Source organism: Bradyrhizobium algeriense, from assembly GCF_036924595.1.
Lineage (GTDB): Bacteria > Pseudomonadota > Alphaproteobacteria > Rhizobiales > Xanthobacteraceae > Bradyrhizobium > Bradyrhizobium algeriense.
Genome location: NZ_JAZHRV010000001.1, coordinates 3,976,498 through 3,995,025 on the forward strand (window position 1 = coordinate 3,976,498; position 18,528 = coordinate 3,995,025).

16 protein-coding genes are annotated in these 18,528 nt (G+C 63.7%); 4 read left to right on the plus strand and 12 right to left on the minus strand.

What is annotated here, in order from left to right; all coding sequences use genetic code 11:
- Both V1286_RS19415 and hydA read right to left on the minus strand, forming a co-directional pair.
- The gene (locus V1286_RS19415) at positions 1–978 is read right to left on the minus strand and encodes an NAD-dependent epimerase/dehydratase family protein (RefSeq protein WP_334481798.1); all 978 of its coding nucleotides are present in this window, start codon (positions 976–978) and stop codon (positions 1–3) included.
- 31 nt (positions 979–1,009) lie between these two features.
- Positions 1,010–2,479, minus strand: coding sequence for a dihydropyrimidinase (gene hydA / locus V1286_RS19420; protein ID WP_334481799.1), 1,470 nt, complete (start codon positions 2,477–2,479; stop codon positions 1,010–1,012).
- A 206-nt stretch (positions 2,480–2,685) separates the two neighbouring features.
- On the opposite strand from hydA, the gene V1286_RS19425 reads away from it, so the two are divergent.
- Positions 2,686–3,348 (plus strand): aspartate/glutamate racemase family protein, encoded by a 663-nt coding sequence (locus tag V1286_RS19425; RefSeq protein WP_028349681.1) that lies wholly within the window; start codon positions 2,686–2,688, stop codon positions 3,346–3,348.
- Here V1286_RS19425 and V1286_RS19430 read toward each other — a convergent pair.
- Together V1286_RS19430 and V1286_RS19435 are read right to left on the minus strand one after the other, a co-directional pair.
- Positions 3,342–4,001, minus strand: coding sequence for a flavin reductase family protein (locus V1286_RS19430; RefSeq protein ID WP_334481801.1), 660 nt, complete (start codon positions 3,999–4,001; stop codon positions 3,342–3,344). The two genes, V1286_RS19425 and V1286_RS19430, sit on opposite strands and share 7 nt — an antisense overlap.
- On the minus strand, positions 4,002–4,934 hold the full coding sequence (locus tag V1286_RS19435; RefSeq protein ID WP_334481802.1) for an N-carbamoyl-D-amino-acid hydrolase: 933 nt from the start codon (positions 4,932–4,934) through the stop codon (positions 4,002–4,004).
- 530 nt (positions 4,935–5,464) lie between these two features.
- On the opposite strand from V1286_RS19435, the gene V1286_RS19440 reads away from it, so the two are divergent.
- Genes V1286_RS19440 through upp form a run of 3 tightly spaced genes read left to right on the plus strand, consistent with a single transcriptional unit; the run spans position 5,465 to position 8,621 of the window.
- Positions 5,465–6,715 carry a GTP cyclohydrolase II gene (locus tag V1286_RS19440; RefSeq protein WP_334481803.1) on the plus strand — a complete coding sequence of 417 codons (1,251 nt, stop codon included), beginning with the start codon at positions 5,465–5,467 and terminating at the stop codon, positions 6,713–6,715.
- 14 nt (positions 6,716–6,729) lie between these two features.
- The gene (locus tag V1286_RS19445; protein ID WP_334481804.1) at positions 6,730–7,974 is read left to right on the plus strand and encodes a URC4/urg3 family protein; all 1,245 of its coding nucleotides are present in this window, start codon (positions 6,730–6,732) and stop codon (positions 7,972–7,974) included.
- A gap of 17 nt (positions 7,975–7,991) precedes the next feature.
- Complete coding sequence (gene upp / locus V1286_RS19450) at positions 7,992–8,621, plus strand: uracil phosphoribosyltransferase (protein WP_334481806.1); 630 nt, start codon at positions 7,992–7,994, stop codon at positions 8,619–8,621.
- 23 nt (positions 8,622–8,644) lie between these two features.
- On the opposite strand, the gene V1286_RS19455 is transcribed toward upp, so the two are convergent.
- From V1286_RS19455 to V1286_RS19490, 8 genes are all read right to left on the minus strand, one after another.
- On the minus strand, positions 8,645–9,643 hold the full coding sequence (locus tag V1286_RS19455) for an ABC transporter ATP-binding protein (protein ID WP_334481808.1): 999 nt from the start codon (positions 9,641–9,643) through the stop codon (positions 8,645–8,647).
- Positions 9,640–10,629 (minus strand): ABC transporter ATP-binding protein, encoded by a 990-nt coding sequence (locus V1286_RS19460; protein WP_190241758.1) that lies wholly within the window; start codon positions 10,627–10,629, stop codon positions 9,640–9,642. The genes V1286_RS19455 and V1286_RS19460 overlap by 4 nt, the downstream gene beginning before the upstream one ends.
- A 4-nt stretch (positions 10,630–10,633) precedes the next feature.
- The gene (locus V1286_RS19465; RefSeq protein WP_334481811.1) at positions 10,634–11,557 is read right to left on the minus strand and encodes an ABC transporter permease; all 924 of its coding nucleotides are present in this window, start codon (positions 11,555–11,557) and stop codon (positions 10,634–10,636) included.
- Positions 11,554–12,495: an ABC transporter permease gene (locus V1286_RS19470; RefSeq protein WP_334481813.1), complete on the minus strand. Its 942-nt coding sequence runs from the start codon at positions 12,493–12,495 to the stop codon at positions 11,554–11,556. Before V1286_RS19470 ends, V1286_RS19465 begins: the two co-directional genes overlap by 4 nt.
- A gap of 17 nt (positions 12,496–12,512) precedes the next feature.
- Positions 12,513–14,117 carry an ABC transporter substrate-binding protein gene (locus V1286_RS19475; RefSeq protein WP_334481815.1) on the minus strand — a complete coding sequence of 535 codons (1,605 nt, stop codon included), beginning with the start codon at positions 14,115–14,117 and terminating at the stop codon, positions 12,513–12,515.
- Positions 14,118–14,347: 230 nt separating this feature from the next.
- Positions 14,348–15,517 carry an amidohydrolase/deacetylase family metallohydrolase gene (locus tag V1286_RS19480; protein WP_334481816.1) on the minus strand — a complete coding sequence of 390 codons (1,170 nt, stop codon included), beginning with the start codon at positions 15,515–15,517 and terminating at the stop codon, positions 14,348–14,350.
- A 36-nt stretch (positions 15,518–15,553) separates the two neighbouring features.
- Positions 15,554–16,927: an amidohydrolase family protein gene (locus tag V1286_RS19485; RefSeq protein WP_334481817.1), complete on the minus strand. Its 1,374-nt coding sequence runs from the start codon at positions 16,925–16,927 to the stop codon at positions 15,554–15,556.
- On the minus strand, positions 16,924–18,507 hold the full coding sequence (locus tag V1286_RS19490; RefSeq protein ID WP_334481819.1) for an ABC transporter substrate-binding protein: 1,584 nt from the start codon (positions 18,505–18,507) through the stop codon (positions 16,924–16,926). The genes V1286_RS19485 and V1286_RS19490 overlap by 4 nt, the downstream gene beginning before the upstream one ends.
- Between the last annotated feature and the right edge of the window lie 21 nt (positions 18,508–18,528).

Genomic DNA, 18,528 nt, shown 5'->3' on the forward strand with positions numbered 1-18,528 from the left:
TCAAGTTTCCCCTCGATGCCCGTTCCACCAACGGCTCAGATCGGCAGCCGAGTCAGCGCAGTCGAACCGCGCGCGCCAGCCGAACTCCTCTTCCATGCGCGCGACCGACAGCGGCGCCCGGTCAGCCGGACTATGCAGGTCGACCGTTGCCACCTCACCGGCATCCGTCAGCCGACAAATGAAGCCCGGGTGCAACGCGGCAAGCTCCCGGCCCCATTGCAACGCCGACCATTCCATGCCGGTTGAAATGTTGTAGAGCTGATGCTTTGGCCTCACAGCCTCGATCAGCAATGTCACGGCTTCCGCGACATCCACGGCATAGATCCAATCCCTGACGCCCGGACGCGATAGAACGGCCTCATACCCCTGCTGCATCGCGGCGAGAATCTGCGCTTGCGGGCTCGGCGTGTCGCGCACGTCGTTGCTTCGCTCCCAGGGCCCGAACACCGCGCTCAGCCGCACGCTGATGATCTCCTGTTGCCAGAGACCGGCCAGGCGCGCCGCGACCTTCTCGGACGCGAATTTGGTGATGGCGTAGAGCGATGCCGGATCGCAGGGTGTTTCTTCATCGAGCAGCACGTTCCGGAATGCGCTCGCGCCGTAAGCTGCCGCGGACGACAGATTGATGATGCGTTTAACACCGCTGCTTCGCGCCGCGATCAGGATCGGCGTCTGAGCCAGCAGGTTTACCCGCAAAATGGTCTCGGGATCGCTCGCCTCGCGCGCCGGTCCGGCGGTGATCGCGGCCCCCAGAATGATGGCGTCATAACCTGCGGCGATCACGCCCTCCACGGCTTGACTATTGGTGACATCGCCCTGGATTACGGTCAGCCGATCGCCGTGAGAGGCAAGATCCTTTCTTGCGTCAGGCGGCAAGCCGGCGCGGTCGAACACTGTCACCGCGTGACCGCGTGACAGCAGTGCCGAAGCGATATTGAGCCCGACGAAACCGGTGCCGCCGAAGACAAGGATTCTCATCGCTCAATCCGAACACGTCGCGGCGGATGGATCACAGCAGGGTCGCGCCGAAATTCTGCTCGGGATCCATGTCCGGCATCAGGCGCCCAGTCGGCTTCGCCGCCTCGCCTCCTGCGCGCGGGAGGAAGCGGCCCGAGCCTGCTTCGACCGACCGTTTGCCGTCCGCCACGATGACACGCCCGCGCGACAGCACCGTAACCGGCCAGCCCCGCAGCTTGCGGCCGGCGAAGGGCGTATAGCCCGCCAGATCATGCATCATGGCGTCGCTCAGCGTGACCTCTCGCGCCGGGTCCCAGATCGCGATGTCAGCATCGGCGCCAACCGCGATCGATCCCTTGCGCGGATGAAGATTGTAGATCTTCGCCGGCGCAGTCGCGGTCAGTTCGACGAATTTTTCGAGCCCCAGGCGGCCCTCGGACACCATGGCATCGAACAGCAGCGGCAACCGTACCTCTAGCCCCGGCAGGCCGTTCGCTACTTGCTTGAAATTGGGATTGGGGCCGGCGCGCAGTTTTCCGGTCTCATCGAACCGGTACGGCGCATGATCGGATGAAACGGTCTGGAGATCGCCAAGCGCAAGCGCCTGCCACAGCGCTTCCTGGTCGGCGGCGCGGCGCGGCGGCGGGCTGCACATCCATTTGGCGCCTTCGACGCCGGGCTTGTCGAGATCGTCGGCGGTAAGAAAGAGATATTGCGGGCAGGTCTCCGCGAACACCTTCAGCCCCTGTCCGCGCGCATCGCGGATCACCTTGGCGCCTTCGGCGGTCGAGACGTGAAAGATCATGATCGGCTGATCGATCAGCGCGGCCATTCCGATCAGCCGGTTGAAGGCCTCCGCTTCCGAGACGCGGGCGTGGCTGATGGCGTGATATTTTGGATCGGTATAGCCGCGCGCCAGCAGCCGCTTCACCATCCAGGAAATGATCCCGTGGTTCTCGGCATGCGCACAGAGCATCGCGCCGCCGTCGCGCGCCGCAAGCAGAATGTCGAGCAGCGGCTCGTCGTCGATCTTCAGGCGATCATAGGTCATGAAGATCTTGATCGAGCCATGGCCCTGCTTGATCAGCGCCGGCAAATCATTTTCCAACGTTTCCCTGGTCGGATCGGCGATGATCATGTGAAAGGCATAGTCGATCACGGCGCCCTTTCTCGCGAGCGCGTGATACTCCTCCAGCACCTGGGGCAGTTTCATGCCGACATGTTGGGCCGCAAACGGAATCACGGTGGTGGTGCCGCCGAAGGCTGCCGAGACGGTCGCGCTCTCGAACGTATCGGCGTTCACGATGCCTGCAGCGGAGAGCTGCTCGATATGGGCGTGGCTGTCGACACCGCCGGGCAGCACCAGCTTGCCCCGCGCGTCGATCTCCCGCCGCGCGCCCGGCAGCCCGCGGCCGACGGCGACGATCGTTTCACCGGAAATGGCGACGTCGGCCTCGAATACATCACTCACGGTCGCGACGCGTCCGCCGCGAATGAGAAGGTCGTAGGCGGGCTCGGTCATGGCAAAGTCTCCAACTATTGAGTCCTGAATCCTAAGTCTTGCATTCACCGGATAAAAGCACAGATCGTGCCGTTACCCTCCCTTGCGCTTTCGCGGCAGACAGTGGACCATGCATCACTGGATGGCACGGTCATTGCCTCCATTGTCGTCTTGTTGCGCGCCGGTCTCGCGGTATCAACCGACGCATCATCCCGCAGGAAAATACCATGTCCCGGCCACGCATTCTCGTCATCAATCCCAACTCCAACCAACTCGTCACACAAGGGCTGGAGCAAGCCTTGAAGCCGCTTGGCTTTGAAGGCGGACCGGAGATTGTCTGCGAGACGCTGACTGAAGGCCCCTACGGGATCGAAAGCCAGGCCGACGTCGATGGCGTGGCGATGCCGCTGCGCCGCCTCGTCGAAGGCGACAACCATTCGGCCGCCTTTGTCATCGCCTGCTACAGCGATCCGGGCCTGCACGTCTGCCGCGAAGCCACCGACCGGCCCGTGTTCGGCATCGCCGAATGCGGTGTGCTGACAGCGCTCGCGCGCGCTGAAACCTTCGGCGTCATTGCAATCGCACAGCGCTCGATCCGCCGCCATGTCCGCTACCTCAGGCAGATGGGTTTGATGGATCGCCTGACCAGGGAACGGCCGCTCAACATGAGTGTGGCGGAGACAGCGTCGGGCGAAGGAACGCTCGCGAAGATGATCGAGGTCGGGCGCGCGCTCAAGGACGAAGACGGATCCGGCGCCATCGTGATGGGCTGTGCCGGCATGGCGCGTCATCGCCGGCCGCTGGAGCAGGCGCTCGGGATTCCCGTGATCGACCCGACCCAGGCGGCCGTGACCATGGCGCTGGGCACCGTGCAGTTCTCGCATCACTGATTTTGGTCGGACGTTTCGGCCGCTCCGTTGCGCAGGAGCCATTGCGCGTGGCTTTCGCGCGCCAGCGTAAAGGTATCGCGTTGGGCGGCGTAGAGATTGCCGAACAAGCGGCCGATCGGCTGGTAGGCCTCGAAATCGACATACATCTTTTCCTGGTCGATCAGGCCCTCGCGCGCGTGCAGGCGCAGCACCTCACCGACGAGAAGCTCACGGCCGGGCCCGAAGGCGAGTGCGACATGCTGCCGGCATTCGAGCGCAAAAGGTGCCGCAGCCAATCGCGGCACCGCGATATCGATCGACGGCAGTGTCTTTAGCCCCGTCGCCTCCACTTCGCTGTCACCGGAGGGAAAATCGATCGCGCAGTCGTTCATGGTTGCGGCCAGCGCCTCGTCCACCAAGTGCACAACGAACTGCCCGCTGCGGTGGATGTTGCGCGTGGTGTCCTTTGGGCTGAAATCCGCCTTGTGCTGCAGGCCGAGTACCAGAAGGGGCGGATCTTCGGAGAAGACGTTGAAGAAGCTGAACGGAGCCGCGTTGACGCTGCCGTTCTCGTCGAGCGTCGTGACCAGCGCGATCGGCCGCGGCACGACGATCCCGCACAGCAGCTTGTACCGGTCGTGGGGGGCAAGTTCGCGGAAGGAGATACCGGACATCTAGTTTTCCGGAGGCGGCACCGCGCCGGTGCGGCTGGTGATCAGGCCGTAATGCTCAATGCGGCGGTGCAGCGCGAAATTGAAGATCGTGTTCTTGCCGAAGATGGTGGCGTCGAGATCGCAGGGGTGAACCAGCAGCTCATCCTCTTCGGTCTTGGCCTCGACAACGATCTCGCCGTCCGGATCGACAATCAGGCTGCCGCCAATCAAGGGGTGGCCATCCTCCACCCCGGCCTTGGCGACGCATACGACCCAGGTGGAATTCTGGTAGGCGCCGGCCTGCGCGGAAAGCCGGTTGTGGAACAGCCGCTTTTCTGGCCCCTCCTCGATCTTCTCGGCATTGACCGAGGGCGTGTTGTAGCCGATCAGCACCATCTCGACGCCTTGCAGGCCCATCACGCGATAGGTCTCCGGCCAGCGCCGGTCGTTGCAGACCGCCATGCCGAAGATGCCGCCGAGCGCGCGCCAGACGTTGAAGCCGAGATCGCCCGGCTCGAAGTAGCGCTTCTCCAGATGCTGGAACGCGCGTTTCGTGTCGAATTCCGAATGACCGGGCAGATGAACCTTGCGGTACTTGCCGACAATTTTCGCGGATTGGTCGGTGAGGATGCAGGTGTTGAAATAATGCCCGTCCGGCGTCAGTTCGGCATAGCCAAAATTCATTGCCATCCCGTGGTGGGCGGCCCGCTCAAACAAGGGCCTTGTCGCCGCATTCGGCATCTCGCGTTCGAACCAGGTATCGACCTCGGCCTGATCCTCCATGTACCAGCGCGGAAAGAACGTGGTGAGCGCGAGCTCCGGATAGACGATCAGATCAGCGCCCTTCGCCTTGGCTTCATCCATCAGCGCGATCATGCGCTTGACGACGGCTTCGCGGCTGTCGGCTTTCTGGATTCGGCCCAACTGGGCGGCGGCAACGTTGATGACGCGCATGGACAACTTTCTGGATGCTTCCATTTGAGGCGATGCTTGCATGAAAATGAAGCAGTCTGCGGAGCTCGGAATCCTATCCGGCTCGATCGACGTCGGCAGTTAAAGTTTTGGCTCACACGAAGTCAATTCTGGAGACAGTTCGCGAGACGCACGTCAGTTCTGCGTTTCTGCTTGTCACCGCGAGCACCAGTTCTGAAGCGCCGACGGTCGCCAACTCAATCAAGCCACAGGTTGTCGTGGGGGCCACGCGCACCGTACCTGATCGCGCGCGTCAAGCGCACGACGAATAGTCCCGCTTCTCGATCTCGTTTTCCGCGATGACCCGCGGGCGCAAGAACCGGCACCCCAGCCCTCCGCACCGAAAGGGTTAACGGCTGGTATGTCCTGACGTACCCGAACTCAAATCGCCGTTGTGTTCGGTCGAAATCTGACTATACTACTGTCTCAGCCGCAGCCGCTGCTGAGATTTTGATGTTGGTGACCAGGCCCGTCTATTTAGGCGGGCCGTCGCCGTTTCAGGGTTCGTGGCGATGACTCGTTCCAATCGGATTGATCATATTCGCATTACGTCGCACCCGGCACCGGGTGCCAAGCTTAAATTCCCGATCGCCTGGGGCGCAACCAGCGCGCGCGAACGCGGACCGGTGATCGGCACGGTGTCGCGCCCGCAGGACCGCAACGTGATCGGCACCCACGGCGGCTCCTATTCGGTCTATCGCGCGCTCGCCGTCTCGTCCGGCGCCCTCGACCCGATCCGACGTCCGGACCTCACCAATACCCACCCTGCTGAAACGATCGGGCCGTTTCCGCAATGGACCGAGCCGCAGCGGATCGTCTCGCTCGATCCATGGGGACATCTCGCCGCGGAGACCTTCGCGAGCGAGATCACTGAGGGCATCGACATCCGTCCGAGTATTGCCATCACGCGTGCCCGTCTTGATCTGCCCGAACTGCAGGCAGCGATCGAGGCTGGACGGCTCAGGCAGGATGGCACGGTCGTGCACAAGAATGGCAGCGTCTCCGTGGTCAAGATCGCGATCGACCCGGTCTGGTATCTGCCCGGCCTGGCGGCGCGCTTCGCAACCACCGAGAACAATCTGCGCCGGCAACTGTTCGAACAGACCGCCGGCATGTTTCCGGAACTGGTGACGCGGCCCGATCTGCATGTCTTTCTGCCGCCGATCGGCGGCACCACAGCCTATCTGTTCGGCGACGTCAGCAAACTGCCGGACCACTCAACCAAGATAACCTGCCGCGTGCATGATGAATGCAACGGCTCCGACGTGTTTGGTTCTGACATCTGCACCTGCCGTCCCTACCTCATTCACGGCATCGAGGAATGCGCGCGCGCAGGCCAAAGCGGCGGGCTCGGCATCATCATCTACAATCGCAAGGAAGGCCGCGCGCTCGGCGAAGTGACCAAATTTCTCGTCTACAACGCCCGCAAGCGGCAGGAAGGCGGCGACGCCGCCGCCCAGTATTTCGAGCGTACCGAATGCGTCGCCGGCGTGCAGGACGCCCGCTTCCAGCAACTGATGCCGGACGTGGTGCACTGGCTCGGCCTCAAGCGGATCGACCGCTTCGTTTCCATGAGCGACATGAAGCACGACGCGCTCACCGGCCAGGGCATCGAAATCGTCGAGCGTGTGCCTATCCCCGACGACATGATCCCGGCCGACGCCCATGTGGAAATCGCGGCCAAGAAGGCCGCGGGTTACTACACGCCCGAGCCGCAGCAAGACCCGGACAACCCGGTCGGCCGTTCGCTCGAAAAATATTGAGAGAGGCGGCGGCCTTGTCCCTTGCAAATCCGGAGGCGTCAGCCGCTTTGACGCTACTAAGTGCGACGGCAGTCCGCGAGCGCGCGCACCGCATGCTCGCCATCGGCCTTGAAGACAGGCTTCCAAACTTCCGCATCGACCTCGATCGCATGGACGGCGCGGTCGATCTGGTGCTGGAAACGACGCGCAACGCCTACCCTTCGTTCGACGTGCCGTTTCATTCGCGCTGGCGGCACTTCGTCACCGATGGGGATAATCGTTGGGCTGCTGTCGCCGACCGGACCGGCTGGCACGATCGCGCGGCCCGCGCCCGGGCCGAATTCGATCTGGCCATTGTCAGCGTCTTCCTGGATGCCGGCGCCGGTCCATCGTGGCGCTATCGTGATCCCAAAACCGGATCGGCGATCGGCCGTTCGGAAGGCTTGGGGCTGGCCAGCCTTGCCATGTTCACGGGTGGCGCATTCTCGGCAGCCCCGCTTGAGCCCTTGCGCGTCGATGCCGGCGTGCTCGCGAATCTTGGCGTTGCCGACCTCGAACGCGGCATGCAAGTCTCGGATGCCAATCCGCTGGTCGGGATGGACGGCCGCGCTGACCTGTTGCGTCGCCTGGGCCGGCTGGTGGCCTCGAAACCGGAAATATTCGGCAGCCGCGACATGCCGCGGCCCGGCGGCCTGTTCGACCGGCTTGCGATGCTGGCGGAGGGTGGAAACCTGCCCGCCCCGACGATTTTAACTGAACTGCTGCAACAACTCGGGCCGATCTGGCCGTCGCGGCTGACGCTGGGCGGGATCGCGCTCGGCGATTGCTGGCGGCATCCGGCGTTGACGACCGCGGATGCGACCAATGGCCTGGTGCCGCTGCACAAGCTCTCGCAGTGGCTGGCATACTCTCTCATCGAACCGCTGCAGACATCCGGCATCAGCGTGACCGATATCGACGGCCTGACCGGCCTTGCCGAATATCGCAATGGCGGGCTGTTCGTCGATACCGGCGTGCTCGCATTTCGCGATGCAGCAGCAGCGCAGCAAGAACACGAGGTATCGTCACAGTTGGTCGTGGAATGGCGGGCGCTGACGGTGGCGCTGCTCGACCGCGTGGCCGATGGTCTGCGGCATCGGCTAGGACGCGATGCCACGTCGATGCCGCTGGCGAAAATTCTGGAGGGCGGCACGTGGGCTGCGGGCCGACGGCTGGCGCGCGAACGCCGCCCCGACGCGTCGCCTCCGGTAAAAGTCATCAGCGACGGTACGGTATTCTAGATCCGAGGTCAGAGAAAATGGACGGCGTTACAATCGTTAGGCATCCACTGGTGCAGCACAAGCTGACGCTGCTGCGGCAGAAAGACAGATCAACCAAGTCGTTTCGCGAACTCCTCAAGGAGATCGGGATGCTGCTATGTTACGAAGTCACCCGTGACCTGCCGCTGGCCGATATCGAAATCGAAACGCCGCTTGCGCAGATGAAGTCGCCGCAGATCGCGGGCAAGAAGCTGGTGTTCGCGCCGGTGCTGCGTGCCGGCGTGACCTTCGCGGAAGGCATGCTCGATCTGGTGCCGACCGCGCGGATTGCGCATATCGGCCTTTACCGTGAGCCGGAAACCTTCACGGCGGTAGAGTATTTCTTCAAGGCGCCGAGCGATCTGCATGAGCGGCTGGTGATCGTGATCTCGCCGGTGCTGGCAACGGCGAACTCCGCCGTCGCCGCGGTCGATCGGCTGAAAGAGCGTGGTGCGAACGACATTCGACTGGTCTGCCTGATCGGCGCGCCGGAAGGCGTCGAGCGCATACGCGGCATTCATCCGGACGTTCCGATCTGGCTTGCGGCGATCGACCAGGGGCTGGACGGCAACGCCTATATCGTGCCGGGTCTCGGCGACGCCGGCGACCGCGCCTATGGCACAAAGTAGGTTGGCGGTGTCACAACACGGGATCAGTGAGCGGAGCCCGGCGCTTCCGGCAACGCCTTGAGATGACACGCCACCGATTGTCCGCCTTCGACTGAACGAAGCTCCGGCTCTTCCGTCCGGCAGCGATCGAACACGAATGGACACCTGGTGTGGAAGCGGCACCCGCTGGGCGGATTGATCGGGCTCGGCACGTCGCCCTTCAGGATAATCGGGTTGCGAATGGCCCCGGGCTCCGGCACCGGCACGGCTGACAGCAGCGCCCTGGTATAGGGATGCCTCGACGCGGTGAAGATTTGCTGCCTGGGCGCCATCTCGACGATCTTGCCGAGATACATGACAGCAACGCGGTGTGTCATGTGCTCGACGATCGCGAGATCGTGGCTGATGAAGAGCAGCGCGAGACCGAACTCCCGTTGCAGATCCTGCAGCAGGTTGACGATTTGCGCCTTGACGGAGACGTCTAGCGCCGAGACCGCCTCATCGCAGACGATCAGTTCGGGTTCCGCGGCAAGCGCCCGGGCGATGCCGATGCGCTGGCGCTGACCGCCCGAGAATTCATGAGGTCGGCGGCCCAGCGCGTCGCGCGGCAGCCGCACAGTGTCCATCAGCGCCGCAACCTTCGCCTCGAGTTCGGCGGAAGATTTCGCGAGGCCGAAATTGCGGATCGGCTCGGCCAGGATGTCGCGGACGCGCATGCGCGGGTTGAGGCTGGAGAACGGATCCTGGAACACCACCTGCACGCGGCGGCGCATGCTGCGCAAGCCGCCGGGGGAAAGATCATCGATCCGCTGGCCATCCAGCACCACCTGCCCGCCGGTGATGTCGAACAGCCGCAGGATGGCCCGGCCGACCGTCGACTTGCCGCAACCGGATTCGCCGACGAGAGACAGCGTCTCGCCGCGCTCGACCTCGAAGGAAACACCGTCCACGGCATAGACCCAGTTGGACTTGCGGCTGAACAGGCCGCCACGGACCGGAAAATGCTTCTTGAGGTCGTTGACCTGGAGCAATGGGGCGCTCATGCCGCGGCCGCCTCCTTGCGCGCGTAATGACAGGCGGCGATGTGGCGGGGCCCTTTCTCTTCGAGACCCGGGGCGACCTGCCGGCAAAGATCGGTCGCGAGCGAACATCGCCCGGCAAAGACGCAGCCCTCGATCCGCCCCTTGAGGCTGGGTACCTGGCCGGGGATTTCGGCGAGCCGCCGCGCCGCGCCTGTTAGCGAAGAGCCGAGCTTGGGCACCGCGCCAAGCAGGCCCTGCGTATAGGGATGACGGGGCGAGCGGAACAGTTCGGCGACCGGCGCCTCCTCGACCTTGCGGCCGGCATACATCACCATGACGCGCTCGGCGATTTCAGCGACCACACCGAGATCGTGTGTAATCAGAACGATCGCCGCGCCAACGCGGCGCTTGAGGTCGAGCATCAGCTGCAGGATCTGCGCCTGGATGGTGACGTCAAGCGCCGTGGTCGGCTCGTCGGCGATCAGGAGTTTTGGATTGCAGGCGAGCGCCATGGCGATCATCACGCGCTGCCGCATGCCGCCGGAAAGCTGATGCGGATATTCGCGCACGCGCCGCACAGGCTCCGGGATACCGACCAATGTCAGCATCTCGATGGCGCGGGCCTCTGCCGCCTGCTTGTCGAGCCCCTGATGCATCCGCAGCGTCTCGCCGATCTGACGGCCGACTGTCAGCACCGGATTGAGGCTCGTCATCGGTTCCTGGAAAATCATCGAAATGTCGTTGCCGCGAATGGCGCGCATCTCCCGTTCGGAGAGTTGCAGCAGATCCTTGCCCTGGAAGCGGATAGAACCTGCGATCTTGCCCGGGGGCTCGGCGATGAGCCGCATCAGCGACATCGAGGTAACCGACTTGCCGCAGCCGGATTCGCCGACGATGGCCAGCGTTTCACCTTCGTTGACATGAAAGGAGACGCCGTCGACGGCCCGGTTGATACCCTCGGGGGTACGGAAATGAGTCTGCAGATTTTCGACTTCGAGCAATGCCATCGGATCAGAGACTCTTGGCCATTCGCGGATCGAGCGCATCACGTAGGCCGTCGCCGAGCAGGTTGACGGCGAGCACAGTGACGGACAGAAACGCGGCGGGAAAGAACACGATGTAAGGCTTGACCTGCCAGAGCGCCCTGCCCTCGGCCATGATGTTGCCCCAGGACGGAATGGTGGGTGGCGTGCCGGCGCCGATGAAGGAGAGGATCGACTCCACGATCATGGCGCTGGCGCAGATATAGGTTGCCTGGACCAGCATCGGCGCCAGCGTGTTGGGCAGGATGTGACGCAGGATGACCATCGGCGTTCGCGTGCCCGAGGCCGTGGCGGCATCCACATAGGGCTGCTCGCGCAGCGACAGCACGACACTGCGCACCAGCCGCGAGACGCGCGGGACTTCGGCAATCGTGATGGCCAGGATGACGTTGCCGACACTCGCGCGTGTCAGCGCCATCAGTGCGACGGCCAGCAAAATCGGCGGGATCGACATCAGCCCGTCCATGAACCGCATCAGGATGCTGTCCGCCCATCGCACGAACCCCGAAACCAGGCCAATAGCGAGACCGGCGAGTGAGGACAGTATGGCTACCGACAAGCCCACGGTGAGCGACACCCGTGCCCCGTAGAGCACGCGTGAATAGATGTCACGGCCGAGCAGGTCGGTGCCGAACCAGAAATCCGCGGAAGGCAGGCGCGTGCGCTTGGCGGGCGCGAGCGCGGTCGGGTCGACGGTCCCAAGCCAGGGCGCGAAGATCCCAACCAGGACGAGGCAGAGCAGCAAGGCGCCGCCGATCGCAACCGTTGGATGACCGCGCAGGAAGCCGAACACACCGCGCCGGATGGCCACCGGCAGCAGCAGGTCCGGCAGTTGCGGCGCGATGACGAGGCCCGGCGGCACCGGCGCCGTGCTTGACGTGGAGATGCTCAATAGCGGATCCTCGGATCGACCAGGGTGTAGGTGACGTCGACCATCAGGTTGACGAGCACATAGAGGAAGCTGAACAGCAGCACGATGCCCTGGATGACCGGATAATCGCGGCGCAGGATCGCGTCGATCGTGAGCCGGCCAAGTCCCGGAATGGCGAACACGCTTTCGGTCACCACCGCGCCGCCGATCAAGAGAGCGATGCCGATACCGATCACCGTCACGATCGGAACGGCTGCGTTTTTCAGCGCGTGAACGAACAGGATGTTGCGCTGCCCGAGGCCTTTGGCGCGGGCGGTGCGAACATAATCTTGCTGCAGCACTTCGAGCATGGAGGCGCGGGTAATGCGCGCGATCAGCGCGATGTAGACGGTGCCGAGGGCCAGGGCGGGAAGAATGAGGTTCTGCAGCCATGGCCAGAAGCCTCTTGCAAGCGGCGTGTAGCCTTGCACGGGAAGCCATTCGAACTGCAGCGCGAACACATAGGCAAGGACGTATCCGACAACAAAGACCGGAAGCGAGAAGGCGAACACGGCGAATGCCATGATAGTGCGGTCGATCCAGCTTCCCGCCTTCCACGCCGCCGCCACGCCGAGCGGCACCGCGACAAGGATGGTCAGGACGAGCGTAATCGCCATCAGCGAGAATGTCGGCTCGATGCGCTGCGCGATCATCGCGGAGACCGGCAGGTTGGTAAAGATCGAGGTGCCGAGATCGCCATGCAGGATATGCCAGAGCCAGGTCCCGAACTGGATCAGAAACGGCCGGTCGAGGCCAAGGCCCTGGCGTATGCGCTCAACGTCGGCCGGGCTCGCCTGGTCGCCTGCAATCACCGCGGCCGGATCGCCCGGCGCGATGTAGAGCAGACTGAAGACGAACAGCGCGACGATCCCCATCACGGGCAAGGTCGAGAGAACGCGCCGAAGGATATACGAGACCATGTGGGTTTACTGCGCCGTCATGCGGTCTTCGACACGCCCCAGAAGAAGGGCAGCGGCCCCTTGGCGATACCGGAGACGTCCTTGCGCCACGCCGTGTAGCTCAGGAAGAAGCCGGTCGGCGCATAGACCACGTCCTCCATCGCCGCCTTGTTGAGGCGCTTGACCGCAGCCTTCTCCTCATCGAGATTTTTGGCATCGAACCATGCCGTGACTTCCTTTTCCACGGCCGCGCTAGTGGGCCAGCCAAACCACGCCTTGTCGCCAGTGCCACGTACAGCGTTGTAGACGGCCGGATTGACGCAGTCCGCGCCGGCGTGCCAGGTATGAAACATCCCCCAGCCGCCTTGGCCCGGCGGCGTTTTCTGGGCGCGGCGGGAACCGACCGTACCCCAATCGGTCGCGACGAAATCGACATTCATGCCCATCTGCTTGAGCAGATCGGCGGTGACATCGCCTTGCGCCTTGGTGATCGGTTGATCCTGCGCCACCACGCAGGTGACCGGCTGGCCTGAATAGCCGCTCTCGGCCAGCAGCTTCTTTGCCATTGCGAGATCGCGCTTGCCTTTCAGGATCTCGCCGCCCTCTTCCGTGTAGAGCGGCGTATCCGGCGTGAAGAAGCCCGGCAACGGCTTCCAAAGCGCGGTATCGTCGCCGACCAGCGCGCGCATGTAGTCTTCCTGGCTCAGCGCCGCGAGCACGGCACGTCGCACCTTCACATCGTTGAAGGGCGGATGCAGGTGGTTCATCCGGAATGAGCCGATGTTGCCGAGGGGATCGGCGATGTCGACGTTGATGTTGCGGTTCTTCTTGAGCGACGGCACGAGATCGGTGATGGGGCTCTCCCACCAATCGACCTCGCCGTTCTGAAGTGCTGCCGCCGCCGTGGCGGCATCCGGGATCACCACCCATTCGATGCGGTCAACCAGCATCTGCTTGCCGCCGGCGAGCCAGGACGTCTTCTCCTGCCGCGGCGTGTAATCGGCAAACTTCTCGAACACCGCCTTGGCGCCAGGCACCCATTCGCCCTTTGCGAATTTCATGGGGCCTGAGCCGATATATTCGGGGATCTGCTTGAACGGGTCGGTCTGGGCGATACGCTCCGGCATGATGAACGCGCAGGGCGTGCTGTTCTTGCCCAATGCCAGCAGCATCTTCGGATACGGCGCCTTCAGCGCCCATTTGAAGGTTCGGTCATCAACGGCGGTCAGCTCGTTCTGGATCGCCTTGAGCATCAGGCCCATCGGATCGCGCGCCGACCAGCGCGCGAGACTCGCCACCACATCCTTGCTCAGCACCGGTTCGCCGTCGTGAAATTTCAACCCCGGCCGGAGCCGAAAAGTCCAGACCAGCCCGTCATCGGACACCTCCTCGGACTCGACCATCTGGCGCTGCGGCTGCAGCGTGGCGTCGAGGCCGTAGAGGGTGTCCCACACCAGCGCGGCGGCGTTGCGCACGACATACTGGGTCCCCCAGATCGGATCGAAATTCGCGAGATTGGCCTGCGGCACAAAGCGCAAGGTGCGCGCCGCAGCGCCTTGGGAATGCGCCGGCATCGAAAGGCCGCCCGTCGCCGCCAAGCTTCCTACCCCGGCCAATCCCTTCAACACAGTTCTGCGATCCATAGGGCTCTCCCAGTCTCGGGTTGTCATGGCAGTTCCGGCCAATTCAGTGGCCGAAGGTTCGACGCCGCACGAGGTGAAACGGGCCAGTCAAACCGATGCCAATCAGTCTCCTTTTGCTTGCAAGCGGTATGCCAGCACGGCCAGCTCACGCGCCCGCCGACTTCCGGCCGACCACACGAGAAGCCCTTGCAAGCGATCACATTTTCGCGCGGTGATATCCATTTGCGGTTCTAACCTGCGAGTTGCTTGAACTTCGGCGATTGCTTCGGGTGCCACCAACGGCCGGCAATGACGACGCCTTCGGACACAATCTTGCGGTCGCCGATCAGTTGCTCGCCGACGGCGTCGACATAGTCGAACCGGCCTTGCTCGACCGAGATGAGGGTGGCGTCTCCCGCGCTTCCCGGCTTGAGGCTGCCGAGTTCGGGACGCCGCAGCGCCATCGCCGCGTTGACCGTCGAAGCCGCGACCACATCAGGGAGCGGCATACCCATGCAGAGGAACTTGGACATGGTTGTCACCTGATCAAAGGCCGGCCCGTCGATGCACAGGGCATGGACGTCAGAGGAAATCGTGTCTGGATAGAAGCCGTTGGCAAGCATCGCGCGTGCAGTCTTGAAGGCGAATGAGCCTTTACCGTGGCCGATGTCGAACAGCACGCCGCGTTCGCGCGCCTCCAGCACCACCCTCTTCACCGTGCCCTGGGCTGTGGCGGGCGTATTGGGAAACGGCCGGAACGCGTGCGTGAGAACGTCGCCTGGACGCAGCCGGGCAAGCACCTCCTCATAGCTCGGCGGCGGGTGATCGATATGCGCCATCAGCGGCATGCCGACCTCTTCAGCGACCTCAAGCGCAATTTCGAGCGGCACGATCCCCGAGGTGCCCGAAGCATGGAGCCCTACCCGCACCTTGATGCCGACGATGAGGTCGCGGTTGGCCTCTGCCACCTTGACGGCGTCGATCGGGTTCATCAGCCGCATCTCCTCGCTCTCGCCGACCATGACCCGGTGCGAGAAGCCGTAGATGCCGGCGTGGGAGACGTGCAGATAGGCCAGAATGCGGACCTGGCTCGGCTCGATGACGTGCTTGCGGAAGCCGGCGAAATTACCGGGGCCGGCGCTGCCGGTGTCGACTGCCGTAGTAACGCCGGAGGTACGGCAGAACTCCTCGGCGTCGATGCCGAGCGAGGTGCCGCCCCAATAGACGTGGGTGTGCAGATCGATCAAACCGGGGGTGACGATGTAGTCAGATACGTCCCGCACATCGGTTCCGGGACCGGCCTTGAGCTCGCTTCCGACCATGGCCACTTTGCCACCCGCGAAGGCGACATCCGTCACCGCGTCGAGCTTCTGGGAGGGGTCGATCACGCGGCCACCGCGCAGGATCAAATCGATGGGCATTGCAATCTCCTGACGGTGCGTGTGCCGACCAGCCGTTCAGCCATTGAAGGCCGCCTGGGCTTCCGGCAGATCCCAGATCTTGCCGATCGCCGCTGACGCGGCCGAAATCATCGCGGCTTCGTCGCCGTGAATGTACCGGCCCGCATCGATCAGTACACGCCCGTCAACGATGACCTGATCGATGTTGGCGCGGTTCCCGAGCGCGACGAGCCCGCGCCGTGGGTCGAACAGCGGCTGTAAATGGGGATGGGTCAGGTCGACCACGGTGAGGTCGGCGGTTGCGCCCGGCGTGATCGTCCCGAGATCCGGCCGCTTGATGACCGCCGCCGCGGTTGCGGTGACCGACTCGATCAGGTCAGGTGCGTTGGCGACATCTGCACGAGCGGACGCAATCTTCGAGATCATCGACGCGGCGTTGAGTTCGCCGAGCAAGTCCATGTTGTAGCCGTCGGTTCCGACCACCGTCCGGACGCCATGCTCCGCGAACCGGCTGAACGCCGCGGTAACGCCCGAGCGCGCAAACACGCGCGGGCAGTTCAGCACCGTGGCGCCCTTCGCCGCCATCAGCTTCAAATCGCCATCGGTGCTCGCGATGCAGTGCGCCGCCATAAGATCCGGCGCCAGAAGGCCAAGCCAGTCGAGATATTCAGCCGGCGTGCGACCGCCGTGACGGCTTCCGATTGTCGCGACTTCAGCCTGGCTTTGCGCGAGATGGGTGGTGATGGGAATGTCGAGTTCGCGCGCGCGGGCGGCACACGCCCGCAGCAGATCCGGACCACAGGTGTCGGTCGCGTGCGGGCTCATCGCAAGGCTAATACGGCCGTCGCCGCGTCCATTCCAGCGATCGTACAGCGCGTTCCAGGTGTCCATATCGGCCTGGCCGTCATCGCCCGCGTAATGCACCACGCCGTCCGGACCTGCCTTGGCATCCGAGGTCGAAAACAAATACGGCGCGCCGTAGAAGCGGATTCCCATTTCCTCGGCGGCGTCGAACATCTCCGGAATGGTATTGCGGAACGGCTCCATCACAGTGGTGGCGCCGCCCTTCAACAATTGCAGAATGCCGAGCCGCGCGATCGCGAGCCGCTCCGACGGCGACAACAGGTCCGCACCGCGCTTGGTCAGCGGCAGCAACACCGTATAGACGATGCTCTGGTTGTTCCGCCGACCATTGCCGTCCTCAGTGTGTGTCCGGGCGACGGCTTCGCTGAAGCAGTGGTTGTGCAGGTTCATGAGGCCGGGCAGCACGAAGCGGCCCGGTTTGTCGAACACCTCGGTGGCGGACGGCCGCTCGCGCGTGACGGCGGCGATCCTTTTTCCTTCCAGTAACACCCAGTGATCGCGCAGCACCTCCTGCACGCCATCCCTGCGCGACAACACATAGCTGCCGAAGATCGCGATCGTACTCATGCCGGTTTCACATTCCAGAATACGGCCGTACCGTCGAGGATGCCGGTGATGTTCGAGCGGTAGGCGGTCGGTTGTTTGTACTGACCGCTCGGGAAGTAGGGAACCTCCTCGAACGATAGTGCCTGGATATCGCGGCAGATCCGCTGCTGCTCGGCAAGGCTGGCGGCGGCGAGCCACTGGCTTCGCAGTGCCCCCATCTTCTCGCTCTTGTACCAGCCGGCCGTCTTGCTGTCGCCGCGCAGATTCGAATTGCCGGCCGGGGTCAGCCAATCGATGCCTTGCCAGTTGCCAACGCCGGCGCTCCAGCCGCCCTGCGCGATGGGATCCTTTTTCAGCTGCCGCTGCAATACCACGCCGAAATCCAGCCCGGCATATTCGACATTCATGCCGGCCTGCTGCAGCATGTCGGCTGCGATGTCGCCGAGCGGTTTTTGCGCAAGCGAGTTGGTGGGGACGAGGAGCACCACCTTCTCGCCATTGTAACCAGCCGCTTTCAGGTCGGCCTTGACCTTCGCCATGTCGCGCGGCCCGCGGAACACATCGAGGCCGACATCGCTCGCCATCGGCGTACCCGGCGCAAAGAAGCCGATCGGTGAGGATTGGTAAGCAGGATCGTCGCCTGCAACCGCCGTCATGAAGGCGGACTGGTCGATCGCGCCCAGCAGCGCCCTGCGGATGGCGGGATTGTCGAACGGCGGCTGCAGATGGTTCACGCGCAGCATGCAGGTGTACCCCCGCGGATCGAGAATCCGGGTGGTGATGCCACCGGTCCGTTTCAGCACCGGCAACAGGTCATGCGGCGTTGTCTCCTGCCAATCCTGCTCGCGCGTTTGCAGCGCTGCCACCCCCGTCGCGGCATCCGGCATCGTCGTCCAGACCACGCGGTCGTAATGAACGATCTTGGGACCGGCAGTCCAATCGGGCTTGCCGTCCTGACGGGGCTGATAGCGATCGAAACGGGCGTATACGTTGCGCGCGCCCTGCACGCGCTCATCCGCCACAAAGCGGAAGGGACCGCTGCCCACGACCTCGCCCAGCGGTTTGAACGGATCCTGGCTCGCCAGCCGCTCCGGCATCATGAACGGCGCCTGGATCGCGGCCTTGCCGAGCGCCGCAGGCAACAGAGGGAAAGGCCTGCTCAGCCGAAAGCGGATGGTGCGGTCATCAGGCGCCGACAGTTCGTCGGTTGCGGCCATCAGCTCGGCGCCGAAGCCGTCGCGGGCCGCCCATCGGCGAATGCTCGCGACGCAATCGCGCGCCAGCACGCGCTCGCCGTCATGCCATAGCAGGCCGTCGCGCAGCGTCAGGTCCCACTGCCGCTCGTCGTTGGAAACGACATGCCCGGACACCATCTGAGGCGAAACCTCGAGCGCCGAATTCATGCCATAGAGCGTATCGTAGACCATGAATCCGTGGTTTCGGGAAACCTGCGCCGTGGAGTAGATCGGATCGATGAAAGTCAGGTCGATCACCGGAATAAAGCGCAGCGTGGTCTGCGACTGCGCCCGCAGGATCCCTGGCAGCGACAACGCCGGCGCCGTGGCGGCGGCCTTTAGCAGTGAACGACGGGAAACGAGCATCGAGGATTCCAATATTTGATC